Below are 13,126 nucleotides of genomic sequence, written 5' to 3'. Positions count from 1 at the left end.
GCAAGGCGCCTTGCGCTGACCTCCCCGCTTCTCCTCCCTGAGCGGGTGCCTGTCGTTTTTCGATTAGGCTGTTTGACCCGCCGTTAAAGCGGCGGGTTTTTTTATGGGCGGTCGAAATGGCGCTTTTTCACTAAGCGCCCATGTCGAGTGGCTTACGGCGTTGCCGCCGCTTCGCCCTTGGCGTCGGGGATCAGCCAGCTTTCGATGAGTTCGTGTGCCTCGTCGATACCGACGCGCTTGAGCGCCGAGAACAGCTGCGCGGTGAGTTCGCCCTGATAGCCGGCGCTCTTGTATTCCGCCAAACCTTTCTGCGTCGCGCGCAGCGCATTGACGCTCTCCTGCCGTGTCAATTTGTCGCACTTTGTCAGCAGCGTATGGATTGGCTTGCCCGTGGGTGCGAACCACTCGATCATCCGGCGGTCCAGATCGGTCAGCGGGCGACGCGAGTCCATCATGAGAATCATGCCGCGCAGTTGCGAGCGCGTTTGCAGATAGGTGGAAAGCAGCGCTTCCCAGTGCGCCTTGGCCGCGCCCGGCACTTCCGCATAGCCGTAACCAGGCAGATCGACCAGGTGCGCGGTCGGTTCGTCCGCCTTGCCAACCGAAAAATAGTTGATGTGCTGCGTGCGGCCAGGCGTCTTACTGGCGAACGCAAGACGCTTCTGATTGCACAGGATATTGATGGCCGTGGATTTGCCCGCATTCGAGCGACCAGCGAAAGCGATCTCGGGCTGTGCGGTGGCCGGGAGATCACGCAAGTGATTGACGGTCGTGAAAAAGCGGGATTGGTGGAGCAGGAAGGACATGATCGGGCCAGGATTCGAGACGCCGGGGAACCCGGAGTGGGGACGGGTCAAGCCCGACTGGCGTCTTAGCGATTAGCGAGTTATTGTACAATACGATGGTTTACTGAAAACCTGAGAGGGGCCAGCCCGCGTGCCTTGGCGGCTCCTGGCGGTCACTCAGTCGCCGTCGTATTTTGCAGAACCTCTAAAATCCCACAAGACGAGACAGGGTGTGCGAATGAATCGACTGAGCAAGACTCTGATGGTGCTTCATGTAGCGGCAGGTCTTTCAGGTTTGGCAATTCAGGCACGAGCAGCAGATCCGGCAAAGCCGGACGTCAATCGGGGGCAAGCAATCGCGGTGCAGGTGTGCGCGTCTTGTCACGGCGCAGACGGCAACAGTGCTGGCGGTGCCTATCCGAAGCTGGCGGGCCAGCATCCCGAATATCTCGTCAAACAGCTCAAAGATTTCAAAACGCAGCCGGGCGCCAAGCAGCCCGCGCGCAACAATGCGATCATGGCGGGTATGGCTGCGGCGTTGTCCGACCAGGACATGGTCAACGTCGCCGCGTATTTCTCGACGCAGACGCCCAAGCCAGGCTATGCGCATAACAAAGACACCGTTGCGTTAGGCCAGAAGATTTATCGCGGGGGGATTGCCGACAAGGGCGTGCCGGCGTGCGCAAGCTGTCACGGTCCGACCGGCCAGGGCATTCCGTCCCAGTATCCGCGCCTGTCTGGGCAGTGGTCCGAGTACACGGTGGCGCAGCTGCTGGCATTCACGCAAGGTCCGGGCGCGCGCAACAACAACGAGGCGATGCATGCCATCGCAACGCGTCTGTCGGATTCGGAAATCAAGGCGGTGGCCGATTACATCGCGGGCTTGCATTAAGATGGAGCGCCCCTCGAACTGGCGTCGTGCGTTACGCGGTTTGAGGGAAACGAGAAGAGTTGGGGGAGCCCAGTGTTTTCTCACCACTTAGCACGTTAGTGCAACCAGCCCGACGAGGCTGGTACAAAACAAGAAAAGGGTGAGGGCGTCGTGCCTACGACAGCCCTGCACCCTTTTTTGCTGTTCAGTCGGAGTATGAATGAGCGTCACCACGTCGGGTTTGCAGTCGAAGTCGGGCAATCGCATCACGCGCAGCATCATCGAAGTGTTGAGTTCGATGCGCTTTGCGATCGCCTTGCTCGTGATTCTGTCGATCGCCAGCATCATCGGGACCGTTCTCACGCAGGACGATCCGTATCCCAACTACGTCAATCAGTTCGGTCCGTTCTGGGCGGACATCTTCCGCTCGCTGAGTCTGTACACGGTGTACAGCTCGTGGTGGTTCATGCTGATCCTCGGTTTCCTGATGGTGTCGGTGTCGCTATGCGTGATCCGCAATGCGCCGAAAATGCTCGCCGATGCAAAAAGCTGGAAGGACAAGGTTCGCGAAGGCAGCCTGCGCGCTTTCCATCACAAGGGTGAATTCGCCGTGCACGACACGCGCGCGCAAACCTCGGCAATCCTCGCGAAACTCTCCGCGCGGCTCGGCTACAAATTCGTTACGCGCGAATCCGAAGGCGCAACGCTGATCGCCGCCAAGCGCGGTGCCCTGACCAAGTTCGGGTATATCTCGGCTCACCTTGCCATCGTCGTGATCTGCTTGGGCGGCCTGCTCGACAGCAATCTGCCCATCAAGCTGCAAATGTGGCTGTTCGACAAGTCGCCGATCCGCGCCAACACGGTTATCAACGACATTCCGCCGGAACATCGTCTGGCGGAATCGAACCCGACGTTCCGTGGCTATGCATGGGTGCCGGAAGGGCAGCACGTGTCGACGGCGATTCTGAACCAGCCGGACGGCTCGCTCATCCAGGACCTGCCGTTCAGCATCGAACTGGAAAAATTCATCGTCGACTATTACTCGACGGGCATGCCGAAGCTGTTCGCCAGCGACATCGTCGTGGTCGATCACAAGACCGGCGCACGGGTTCCGGCGCGTGTCGAAGTCAACAAGCCGTTCACCTACGACGGCGTCTCGATCTATCAATCGAGCTTCCAGGACGGCGGCTCGCAGATGCAGATGACCGCGTTCCCGATGTCCGGCGCGAGCGCAAAAACCGCGCCGTTCGGCGGCACGATCGGCGGCAACGCGCCCTTGAGTTCCGCAACGCCGCTGGCAGACGGCCAGACCGTCGAGTTCACCGATTTCCGCGCCATCAACGTCGAAAACGTCTCGAATGGCAGCGGCCAGAACGACGCACGCGGCGTAGCCCAGCACCGCACGCTGAAGGAAGCATTCGACGAGCGTCTCGGCTCCGGCGCCAAAACTTCGAATCCACTCGATCTGCATAACGTCGGGCCGTCGGTGCAGTACAAGGTTCGTGGCAAGGACGGTCAGGCGCGCGAATACAACAACTACATGCTGCCGGTCGACGTATCCGGCGAAAAGATGTTCCTCGCCGGCATGCGCGTGAATCCGGACGACCCGTTCCGCTACCTGCGCATTCCCGCCGACACCGGCGGCACGGTCAAGGAATGGATGAACCTGCGCGCCACACTGGAAGATCCGGCCGCGCGCGCCGATGCCGCGCATCGTTTCGCGCTGCGCTCGGTACCGGGTTCGAATGCCGAACTGCAACAGCATCTGGAAGAAAGCGCGCTGCGCGTCCTGACCCTGTTTGCCGGCGCCGATCCGAGCATCAAGGCACCGGACGGCCAGACCGTGGGCGGGTTCCAGGCGATTGCCGGCTTCATCGACCATTCGGTGCCGAAGGGCGAGCAGGAGAAGGCGGCCGGCCTGTTGCTGCGCATGCTGGAAGGCTCGACTTGGGACCTCTGGCAACTGTCGCGTGAAAAACTGGGCGAGCCCGCCGCGCAAGCCAATGCCGAGGGCAGCCGTTTCATTCAAAGCTCGATCAACGCAATTTCTGACAGCTTTTTGTACGGTTCGCCGGTCTATTTACAACTCGACTCATTCAAGCAGGTGCAAGCTTCGGTATTTCAGTTGACGCGCGCGCCGGGCAAAAAAGTCGTGTATCTTGGCAGCCTGCTCCTCGTGTTGGGCATCTTTTCGATGTTCTACGTTCGCGAACGGCGCCTCTGGTTCTGGCTCAAGGATACGGATCACGGCACGAACGTCGTGATGGCGATGTCGAGCGCACGCAAAACGCTAGACTTCGAGAAAGAGTTCGTCCAGACGCGCGACGCTGTCGGCGCCGCGCTGGGCGCGCAAGTTACCGATGCATCCGACGCCGCCGGCGCTTCCGACCAGGCCGGCCATGCCGGCGCGCCGTCCGCACGCTCACAAGATACGACCCGGTAAGATCATGGACTTGACTCAGGTTTCCCAATCTCCCTCTTCCCGCCGTCCCAAGGCGCTGACTGGCGAGTCGCTCAATGTCGCGCAGTACGACGAACGGCCGTTCCTGAAACGGCTCGGCATCGTCGACTGGCTATTCGCGCTCGCGATGGTCGCGGGCGCCGGGTTCGCGCTGTCGCGCTATCACCCGTTCATGAACTACTACGACAAGCTGGTGCTCTGCTGCGCCGTGCCGGTTTTCGTGGTGCTCGGCTGGCGCTGGAAGCCGGTGCGTCCGCTGATGGTGGGCATTGCCGCGCTGTCGCTGCTGGCCATCCAGATCTACCACGGCGACCTGACGCGCGCCGACAACGCTTTCTTCCTCAAATACTTCCTGTCGAGCCAGTCCGCCATCCTGTGGATGAGCGCGCTCTTCGTCTTCGCCACCGTGTTCTACTGGATCGGCCTGCTGTCGCGCTCGCCCACGGGCGCCGCGATCGGATCGAAGATGACCTGGGCGGCGGTGTTGATGGGTTTCGTCGGTCTGATGGTGCGCTGGTACGAGTCGTACCTGATCGGCGCGGACGTCGGCCATATCCCCATCTCGAACCTGTATGAAGTGTTCGTGCTGTTCAGCCTGATTACCGCGCTGTTCTACCTGTATTACGAGCAGCACTACAACACGCGCGCGCTGGGTGCGTTCGTCCTGCTGGTGATCAGCGCGGCGGTCGGTTTCCTGATGTGGTATTCGGTTGCGCGCGACGCGCAGCAGATCCAGCCGCTGGTTCCCGCGCTGCAAAGCTGGTGGATGAAGATCCACGTACCGGCAAACTTCATCGGTTATGGCAGCTTTGCGTTGTCGGCGATGGTCGGCGTGGCTTACCTCGCCAAAGAGCGCGGCATTCTCGCCGATCGCCTGCCGCCGCTGGAAGTGCTCGACGACGTGATGTACAAGTCGATAGCCGTCGGTTTCGCTTTCTTCACGATCGCGACCATTCTCGGCGCGTTGTGGGCCGCGGAAGCGTGGGGCGGCTACTGGAGCTGGGACCCGAAGGAAACGTGGGCGCTGATCGTCTGGCTGAACTATGCGGCGTGGCTGCATATGCGTCTGATGAAGGGGCTGCGCGGCGCCGTCGCCGCATGGTGGGCGCTGACCGGTCTGCTGGTCACCACGTTCGCCTTCCTCGGCGTGAACATGTTCCTGTCGGGCCTGCACAGTTACGGCAAGTTGTAAGAACTGGCTTCCCAGACTGACTAAATACCGCCGTGTGCTCGCACCGGCGGTTTTTTTATGGCTGATCGGAATATTGACTGCATCCACTGTGTTCACTAAACGAGTATCTATGGATGACGCGCCGACTAGCCGGACGAGCGAAACCCAAATTGGCCCCGTAACATAGTCGGAACGGTGAGCCTGCAAGGAACAGTACGATGTGGATCAAGCGAAACGACAGAATTCAGCTTTTCGGTGACGACATTGCGCGCAGCGAAATCACGCCGCAACACGTTTTCCACGGCCGGCGGCGCGTATTGCAGGCGGCCGGCGCGCTGGCGCTCGGCAGTCTGATCGGCGCAAACGGTGAGGCGCTGGCCGCCTATCCGCCGGCTGATCCGAAAGCGCAAAAGTTGCTGGCGAAAACCAATCCGAAATTCGTGGCGCTCGACAAGGTCACGCCTTACAAAGACATCTCGACCTACAACAACTATTACGAGTTCGGCACCGACAAGGCCGATCCCGCGCACAACGCCGGCACCTTGCGGCCGCATCCGTGGAAGGTGAGCGTCGAAGGCGAGATCAAGAATCCGAAGGTGTACGACATCGACGAATTGCTGAAACTCGCTCCGCTGGAGGAACGCGTGTACCGGCTGCGCTGTGTCGAAGGATGGTCGATGGTGATTCCTTGGATCGGCGTGCCGCTCGCGGAGCTGATCAAGCGCGTGCAGCCGACGTCCAATGCCAAATACGTGCAGTTCATCACCCTGGCCGATCCGTCGCAGATGCCCGGCTTGTCCGAACCGGTGTTGGACTGGCCGTACACGGAAGGCCTGCGAATGGACGAAGCGATGAACCCGCTGACGTTCCTGACGATGGGCCTTTACGGCCAGGTTTTGCCGAACCAGAACGGCGCGCCGGTCCGGGTCGTCGTGCCGTGGAAGTACGGCTTCAAGAGTGCGAAGTCGCTGGTGAAGATTCGCTTCATCGAGAAGCAACCGCCTACGAGCTGGAACACCTACGCATCCAACGAGTACGGTTTCTATTCGAACGTGAACCCGAACGTCGACCATCCGCGCTGGAGCCAGGCAACCGAGCGGCGGATCGGCGAAGACGGCTTTTTCACGCCCAAACGCAAGACGTTGATGTTCAACGGCTACGGGGATCAGGTGGCATCGCTCTATCAGGGCATGGACCTGAAGAAGAACTTCTGAGCGGCGGCGCGACGATCATGCCTTCGAATTCCCAAACTGCCGCTTCCACCGAGCGCACGGCAACCGCGGCGCGACGCACACCGGGCGGCGCGCGCTGGGTCGTGCCGGCGAAGATCGCGGTATTCATCGCGTCGTGGTATCCGCTTGCGCGCATCGTATTGTTCGGGTTGACCGATCGCCTCGGCGCCAATCCGATCGAATTCATCACGCGTTCGACCGGCCTCTGGACGTTGGTGTTTCTCTGCATCACGCTGGCCGTGACGCCGCTGCGCCGGCTGACCGGCATCGCCGCGTTCGTGCGCTTTCGGCGCATGCTCGGGCTCTACGCGTTCTTCTACGCCACGCTGCATTTCACCACCTACCTCTGGTTCGACAAGTGGTTCGATGTCGCCGCCATTCTCAAAGACATCGGCAAGCGCCCGTTCATCACCGTCGGCTTTGCTGCGTTCGTGTTGTTGATCGCGCTGGCCGTCACGTCGCCGCGCGCGATGGTGCGCAAACTCGGGCGGCGTTGGCAAACATTGCATCGTGCGATCTATCCGATCGGCGCACTGGCGATCCTGCACTTCTGGTGGATGAAAGCGGGCAAGCACGACCTGGTGTTGCCGAAGATCTACGGCGCAATCATGGTGGTGTTGCTGGGTTGGCGGTTGATCGCATGGCTGCGTGAGCGCGGCGCGGGCGGCGTGCGCCGGAAGCAGTAAGTCTGCCGTGATTGGCCGCGGCAAAAGAAAAAAGGCGATGCCGCAGTGGCATCGCCTTTTTTGTCGATGTATCGGGACGTTTACGCCGGCAGGATGCTTTCACCCGCAAATAGCTGCTTGACCTCTTCACGCTCGCGGACGACATGCGCCTGTGTACCATCCACCATCACTTCGGCGGCGCGCGGACGCGTGTTGTAGTTCGAGCTCATCACGAAGCCGTATGCGCCCGCGGAACGGATGGCCAGCAGATCGCCGGGTTCGACGGCAAGCAGACGCTCACGACCCAGCCAGTCGCCGCTTTCGCAAACCGGACCGACTACGTCATAGACATGGGCCGGCACGTCGCGCTTCAGCACGGCGTCGATAGCGTGATAGGCCTCGTACATGGCGGGACGCGCGAGGTCTGTCATGGCTGCGTCGACGATGGCGAAGTTCTTTTCCGCGCCCGGCTTCAGAAACTCGAGACGCGTGAGCAGCACGCCGGCATTGCCGACCAGCGAACGGCCCGGCTCGAAATACACTTCGCGGTGACCATGACCGCGCGCTTCGATGCGATCGAGCACGGTGCGCACGAAATCGCCGATGTCCGGCGGCGTTTCGTCGTCGTACGTGATGCCTAGACCGCCGCCCACGTCGATGTGACGAATCTTCACGCCGTCCTGCTCGATCTGCTCGACGAGTTCGAGCACTTTGTCCACCGCGTCGAGATAGGGCGACACTTCCGTGATCTGCGAACCGATGTGGCAGTCGATGCCGACCACGTCGAGGTTGCTCATGGCCGCTGCCGTGCGATACGTTGCGCGCGCGTCGTCGAAAGCGACGCCGAACTTGTTCGACTTCAGACCGGTGGAAATGTACGGATGCGTTTTCGCGTCGACGTCGGGGTTCACGCGAAGCGAAACCGGCGCCTTCTTGCCCATCTCTGCGGCCACGGCATTCAGGCGGTCGAGTTCGGGAATCGATTCGACGTTGAAGCATTTGACGCCTGCGGCCAGTGCTTCGCGCATCTCGTCCGCGCTCTTGCCGACGCCGGAAAATACGGTGTTTTCCGCTTTGCCGCCCGCGGCCAGCACACGCGCCAGTTCGCCGCCCGACACGATGTCGAAACCGGCGCCAAGGCGAGCGAAAACGTTCAGTACCGCGAGATTGCTGTTGGCTTTGACGGCCACGTGCACGGTTGCGCGACGACCGGCGCACGCGCCGGCATAGGCGTTCCAGGCGGCGGTGAGCGCGGCGCGCGAGTACACGTATAGCGGCGTGCCGAACTGCTCGGCGAGTGTGACGGCGGATACGTCTTCGACGTGCAGAACGCCGTCGACGTAATCAAATGCGGATCGAGTCATGCGAAAGTCTTATTGAACGGGTGTGGCTGCGGAAGCAGGCTGCGGAGCCGAAGTACCGGATGCCGAAGCGGGCGGCGCGGCGAGTTCGGTTTCGGGCGCCAACGAAAGCGGCGTGCCGGAGGTGTCCGGAACCGTGCCGGTTTCGGTGGCCGTCTCGGCGCCGGGTTTCACTTCATCCGGCGAGGGCTGCGTGCGATCGATCGGTTTGGCCGGTAGCGGCGGTACGGTGGGCAGATAGAGCGAACCGCGTTGCCCGCAGCCGCCGAGCGCACAACCTGCGAGAATGGCTAAAACCGCTACAATCGCGCGGCCGGGCGCCGCCGCGCGCATCCGAGTGACGACTCGCATGACTGTCCCTGAATAAATAATCGATGGAGTTTAGCATGTCCGATAGTGATTACCTGACCCGCGCGGAAGCCGCACTAGCCGCCATCGAGCGCGCACTGGACGACACCGACGTCGACATCGAACTGGAGCGTAGCGGCAACGTCCTGACGCTCGAATTCGAGAACCGCTCGAAGATCATCGTCAACCTGCAGCCGCCCATGAGCGAGATCTGGATCGCGGCAAAAGCAGGCGGTTTCCATTTCCGTTTCGTGGACGGCGAGTGGCGCGACACGCGCAGCGGCACCGAATTTTTCGCCGCGCTGTCCGAGTACGCGACGCAACAGGCGGGCGAACCGGTTCACTTCGAAGCGTAAAAAGCGCGTCGTATCGAACCGCAAACGAAGCCTCGAAACGAAGCCTGAAAACGAAACCGCCGCGCATCGAGCGCGGCGGTTTTTGTTTTTCAGCGGCTTGCTGGACGCCCGTGCCGGCGCGTCCGGGCTTCAGTGTCCGCGGAAAAGATTCATGATGTCCTGCTTTTCCTGCTCGCCGACCTGCTCGGGCGCCACCGCCGACGCACCGCTCGCCGCGGCGTCCAGTGACGCCTGACTGACGCCGACCGTCGACACGAAGCCGTTACCCGGTGTGAAGTCTTCGAAATACAGCTCTGCGCCGATATCGACCACGTCCTGCGGTTTCGGCATCTTGTACTCGGGCACGCCTTTGAGCGCGCGCGCCATGTATTCGACCCACACCGGCAGCGCCAGACCGCCGCCCGTTTCCTTGTCGCCGAGCGTGCGCGGGTTGTCGTAGCCGATCCAGGCGATCGCCGTGAGCGTGTGCTGATATCCAGCGAACCATGCATCGCGCGAGTCGTTCGTCGTGCCGGTTTTGCCGCCGAGATCGGTGCGCTTCAATACATTGGTCTTTGCGCCCGTGCCGCGTTGCGCGACGCTCTGAAGCAGACTGTTCATCACGTACGCATTGCGCGGTTCGATGGCGTGCGGCGCGCTCTGTTCGGCGACGAGCGGTTGCGCGTGCGCGACCACGATGCCGCGTTGATCCGTGACCTCGGCGATCAGATAAGGATTGATGCGGTAGCCACCGTTGGCGAACACCGAATACGCGCCCGCCATCTGCAAGGGCGTGACGAGTCCCGCGCCGAGCGCCATCGGCAGATAGGCCGGATGACGATCGGCGTCGAAGCCGAAACGCGTGATGTATTGCTGCGCGTACTTCGTGCCGATCTGGTTCAGGATACGAATCGACACCAGGTTCTTCGATCTTTGCAGCGCCGTGCGCATGGTCATCGGACCGTCGAAACCGCCGCCGTAGTTTTTCGGCTCCCACGCCTGGCCGCCCGTTTCCGCAGCACTGAAAAAGAGCGGTGCGTCGTTAATCACGGTAGCCGGCCCGAGGCCTTTTTCGAGCGACGCCGAGTAGATGAACGGCTTGAAGCTCGAACCCGGCTGACGCCACGCCTGCGTGACGTGATTGAACTTGTTCTTGTTGAAGTCGAAGCCGCCGACCAGTGCACGGATCGCGCCATCTTGCGGCACGACGGAAACGAACGCACCTTCCACCTGCGGCAATTGCGTAATCGACCAGTTGCCTTCGTCGTTCTTCACGAGACGGATGACGGCGCCAGGCCGCACGCGCTGATTCGGTTGCGCGCGCGTGCCGAGCGCGAATTGCGCGTAGCGCAGGCCGTCGCCCTGAATGGTCGCAACGTTGCCGTCGATGAACGTGGCTTGCACCTGCTTCGGACTCGCCGCCGTCACGACGGCCGCGATGATCTCACCGTTGTCCGGATGTTCGAGCAGTGCGTCGTCGATGGCCTGCTCGCGCTCTTCGGCGTCCGAGGGAAGGTCGATGAACGCTTCGGGGCCGCGATAGCCGTGGCGTCGTTCGTAGTCCATCAGACCTTTGCGCAGCGCCCGATAAGCGACGTCCTGATCGGCGGAGTCGATCGTCGTCACCACGTTCAGACCGCGCGTATAGGCTTCTTCACGATACTGCGCGTACATCATCTGGCGCACCATTTCCGCAACATACTCGGCATGTACGCTGAATTCCCTGCCCGCACCTTTCACGACCAGACGCTGCTGGCTGGCTTCGTCGTACTGCGCCTGCGAGATGTAGTTCAACTCCAGCATGCGTTGCAGGATGTACTCCTGGCGAATCTTTGCGCGCTTCGGATTGACCACCGGGTTATAGGCCGAAGGCGCCTTCGGCAGACCTGCGAGCATGGCGGATTCAGCCAGCGTCAGGTCTTTCATGTCTTTACCGAAGTACACCCGCGCCGCGCTCGCGAAGCCGTACGCGCGCTGTCCGAGATAGATCTGATTCATGTACACCTCGAGAATCTGATCTTTCGACAGCTTCGATTCGATCTTGTACGCGAGCAGCATCTCGTAGATCTTGCGCGTATAGGTTTTCTCGCTCGACAGAAAGAAATTGCGCGCCACCTGCATGGTGATCGTACTGGCGCCCTGCGTGGCGTGACCGTTGGTCAGGGCCACGAAACCGGCGCGTGCAATACCCGTGAGATCGACGCCGCCGTGGTCGTAAAAGCGCGCATCTTCGATGGCGAGCACGGCTTTCTTCAGGCTGTCGGGCACGTCCTGAATGTGCACGATGTCGCGCCGCTCTTCACCGAATTCGCCGATCAATACGTGGTCCGCCGTATAGATGCGCAACGGCACTTTCGGGCGATAGTCGGTGAGTGCTTCGAGCGACGGTAGATTCGGCGTTGCCACCACCAGCGCGTAACCGAGCACCAGCAATACGCAAACGACGCCGGCAGCGATCAGGCCGAAAAACCCGATGATGAGCTTCAGCCAAAGCGGACGTTTGCGCTTGGGAGGCGCGGGCGGTGGAGACGTAGGAGACGTGGATTGCATATGTGCACCAAAAAACAGTCCCGCGATTATAGCCGTCCCGCTTTCCAGCTTTCGACATGCTTACTGACACTTCTTCACAAGACAGCCCGCTGCGCAGGAATGACTTCACTGTAGTCGTTTTGATCGCTCGCGGGGCGTGCTGTACATCACGTTAGCCATCTGGCTGAGTGTCGCGCGGCGTCACGGCTCAGCACAATTCCTCCTCATCAATCGCGTTCGAATCGTTCGTCGCGTGAGTCTGAAGGAGGACGTGATGACGTTCAGAAGTTCATGGCTGGAGGGCATGCAATTCGGCACGCAGCGTTTTGCCGCGGGAATCGACGTGGGTTCGCAGGCCGTTCGACTCGTCGTAATCAGTCAGCGTGCGCGCGCCACTGCGCCGCTGCGAATCGAATATGTCAGCACCGTGCCGCTTCCAGGTGGCGCCGTGGCCGGCACGGAGATCGTCGATCGGTATGCCGTTGCACGCGGCTTGCGCGACGCGTTCGCCGGTCTGCCGCGCGCGTGTGCGGCGAGCGCATTGCGCTGCGCGATGGCCTTGCCCGCGTCGGCCACGCTGACCACCACCGTGCCGCTCACGCGCCTCGCCGCCATGTGCGGTTGCTGCGACAGCGGCGGTCATCAACTGGCCGAACTCGAACCGGCGGTGATGAGCGAGGTCGAGCGTATTGCGGGACTCGAACGGCATGCGCTGGCCGTCGACTGGTTCGTCGACGAAACGCCTCCCGCAGCACGCATGGTGACGATTGCCGCAACCGCGCGCCAACATCTCGAAGCGCGTATCGAGTGTGCGGCGACGGCGGGTATCTCGCTCACCGCGATCGACGGCGAGCCGCATGCCGCGCTGCGTGCCATGCGATACGCGGCGAGTTACGAACTCGATCCGCATGCGCCGTACGCCGCGATCTGGATCGGCGCGGACGGCGTGCACGGCTGGCGCATCGTGGACGATAGCGTGACAGGCGAGATTCGTTATCCGGCGCCCGAGCACTCGGATTTTGCCGATGCATTGCGCGATCTCGTCCACGGTCCGGCACTCGACTGCGCGTTGCTCAGCGGTGAGGTCGATCTTCTGGACGGCATTGGCTTTTCATTGGCGGATATCGCCGATGTATTGGGCTGCACGGTGATGCCGTTCGAGTGCGCGGCGCTCGGCGGCCTCGCCCGTGAACTGGACGACCCGTTGCTGCACGAGCCGTTCGCGGCGGTGGCATTCGGACTCGCGCTACGCGGGGTGCTCGAATGACGCGTGCCGTCCGTTTTTCGGCGTCTGCATCTCCATTCACACGGACAGCGCCAGCATGGCGTTGCTCGCCCGGCGGTTTCAATCTGCTGCCATGGCGGCAG

General features: G+C 61.6%; 11 protein-coding genes. 7 read left to right on the top strand and 4 right to left on the bottom strand.

The genetic code is table 11. The annotated features are described in order from the left end of the window. Positions 1-152: 152 nt before the first annotated feature. Positions 153-806 (bottom strand): ribosome biogenesis GTP-binding protein YihA/YsxC, encoded by a 654-nt coding sequence (gene yihA / locus P3T18_RS35055; RefSeq protein WP_429304573.1) that lies wholly within the window; start codon positions 804-806, stop codon positions 153-155. Between the two features lie 217 nt (positions 807-1,023). Here yihA and P3T18_RS35050 point away from each other — a divergent pair, with 217 nt between their 5' ends. The 5 genes from P3T18_RS35050 (at position 1,024) to msrQ (ending at position 7,206) form a co-directional block, all read left to right on the top strand. Continuing rightward, the gene (locus P3T18_RS35050; RefSeq protein WP_429304589.1) at positions 1,024-1,677 is read left to right on the top strand and encodes a c-type cytochrome; all 654 of its coding nucleotides are present in this window, start codon (positions 1,024-1,026) and stop codon (positions 1,675-1,677) included. Positions 1,678-1,876: 199 nt separating this feature from the next. Next, positions 1,877-4,099, top strand: a complete 2,223-nt coding sequence (locus P3T18_RS35045) for a cytochrome c biogenesis protein ResB (protein ID WP_429304572.1) — start codon at positions 1,877-1,879, stop codon at positions 4,097-4,099. A 4-nt stretch (positions 4,100-4,103) separates the two neighbouring features. Continuing rightward, positions 4,104-5,309, top strand: coding sequence for a c-type cytochrome biogenesis protein CcsB (gene ccsB / locus P3T18_RS35040; RefSeq protein WP_429304571.1), 1,206 nt, complete (start codon positions 4,104-4,106; stop codon positions 5,307-5,309). 197 nt (positions 5,310-5,506) lie between these two features. After that, the gene (gene msrP / locus P3T18_RS35035) at positions 5,507-6,502 is read left to right on the top strand and encodes a protein-methionine-sulfoxide reductase catalytic subunit MsrP (RefSeq protein WP_429304570.1); all 996 of its coding nucleotides are present in this window, start codon (positions 5,507-5,509) and stop codon (positions 6,500-6,502) included. A gap of 17 nt (positions 6,503-6,519) precedes the next feature. Continuing rightward, positions 6,520-7,206, top strand: a complete 687-nt coding sequence (msrQ, locus tag P3T18_RS35030) for a protein-methionine-sulfoxide reductase heme-binding subunit MsrQ (RefSeq protein ID WP_429304569.1) — start codon at positions 6,520-6,522, stop codon at positions 7,204-7,206. Between the two features lie 80 nt (positions 7,207-7,286). On the opposite strand, the gene lysA is transcribed toward msrQ, so the two are convergent. Next, entirely contained in the window at positions 7,287-8,549 is a 1,263-nt protein-coding gene (lysA, locus tag P3T18_RS35025) for a diaminopimelate decarboxylase (RefSeq protein WP_429304568.1), read from the bottom strand. A 9-nt stretch (positions 8,550-8,558) separates the two neighbouring features. Further along, on the bottom strand, positions 8,559-8,897 hold the full coding sequence (gene lptM / locus P3T18_RS35020) for an LPS translocon maturation chaperone LptM (RefSeq protein WP_429304567.1): 339 nt from the start codon (positions 8,895-8,897) through the stop codon (positions 8,559-8,561). A gap of 35 nt (positions 8,898-8,932) precedes the next feature. On the opposite strand from lptM, the gene cyaY reads away from it, so the two are divergent. Then, positions 8,933-9,250, top strand: a complete 318-nt coding sequence (gene cyaY / locus P3T18_RS35015) for an iron donor protein CyaY (protein WP_429304566.1) — start codon at positions 8,933-8,935, stop codon at positions 9,248-9,250. A 129-nt stretch (positions 9,251-9,379) separates the two neighbouring features. On the opposite strand, the gene P3T18_RS35010 is transcribed toward cyaY, so the two are convergent. After that, on the bottom strand, positions 9,380-11,779 hold the full coding sequence (locus P3T18_RS35010; RefSeq protein ID WP_429304565.1) for a penicillin-binding protein 1A: 2,400 nt from the start codon (positions 11,777-11,779) through the stop codon (positions 9,380-9,382). A 253-nt stretch (positions 11,780-12,032) separates the two neighbouring features. Here P3T18_RS35010 and pilM point away from each other — a divergent pair, with 253 nt between their 5' ends. Further along, positions 12,033-13,025 carry a type IV pilus biogenesis protein PilM gene (pilM, locus tag P3T18_RS35005; RefSeq protein WP_429304564.1) on the top strand — a complete coding sequence of 331 codons (993 nt, stop codon included), beginning with the start codon at positions 12,033-12,035 and terminating at the stop codon, positions 13,023-13,025. Positions 13,026-13,126 lie beyond the last annotated feature (101 nt).

The organism is Paraburkholderia sp. GAS199 (assembly GCF_050436585.1).
Lineage (GTDB): Bacteria > Pseudomonadota > Gammaproteobacteria > Burkholderiales > Burkholderiaceae > Paraburkholderia.
The sequence above is the reverse complement of the archived record's forward strand: the minus strand, read 5'-3'. Positions and strand labels throughout refer to the sequence as shown.

Excerpts from the sequence above, each read along its gene's own strand:
- yihA (WP_429304573.1), bottom strand. The coding sequence starts at position 806 with ATGTCCTTCCTGCTCCACCAATCCCGCTTTTTCACGACCGTCAATCAC.
- P3T18_RS35050 (WP_429304589.1), top strand. The coding sequence starts at position 1,024 with ATGAATCGACTGAGCAAGACTCTGATGGTGCTTCATGTAGCGGCAGGT.
- P3T18_RS35045 (WP_429304572.1), top strand. The coding sequence starts at position 1,877 with ATGAGCGTCACCACGTCGGGTTTGCAGTCGAAGTCGGGCAATCGCATC.
- ccsB (WP_429304571.1), top strand. The coding sequence starts at position 4,104 with ATGGACTTGACTCAGGTTTCCCAATCTCCCTCTTCCCGCCGTCCCAAG.
- msrP (WP_429304570.1), top strand. The coding sequence starts at position 5,507 with ATGTGGATCAAGCGAAACGACAGAATTCAGCTTTTCGGTGACGACATT.
- msrQ (WP_429304569.1), top strand. The coding sequence starts at position 6,520 with ATGCCTTCGAATTCCCAAACTGCCGCTTCCACCGAGCGCACGGCAACC.
- lysA (WP_429304568.1), bottom strand. The coding sequence starts at position 8,549 with ATGACTCGATCCGCATTTGATTACGTCGACGGCGTTCTGCACGTCGAA.
- lptM (WP_429304567.1), bottom strand. The coding sequence starts at position 8,897 with ATGCGAGTCGTCACTCGGATGCGCGCGGCGGCGCCCGGCCGCGCGATT.
- cyaY (WP_429304566.1), top strand. The coding sequence starts at position 8,933 with ATGTCCGATAGTGATTACCTGACCCGCGCGGAAGCCGCACTAGCCGCC.
- P3T18_RS35010 (WP_429304565.1), bottom strand. The coding sequence starts at position 11,779 with ATGCAATCCACGTCTCCTACGTCTCCACCGCCCGCGCCTCCCAAGCGC.
- pilM (WP_429304564.1), top strand. The coding sequence starts at position 12,033 with ATGACGTTCAGAAGTTCATGGCTGGAGGGCATGCAATTCGGCACGCAG.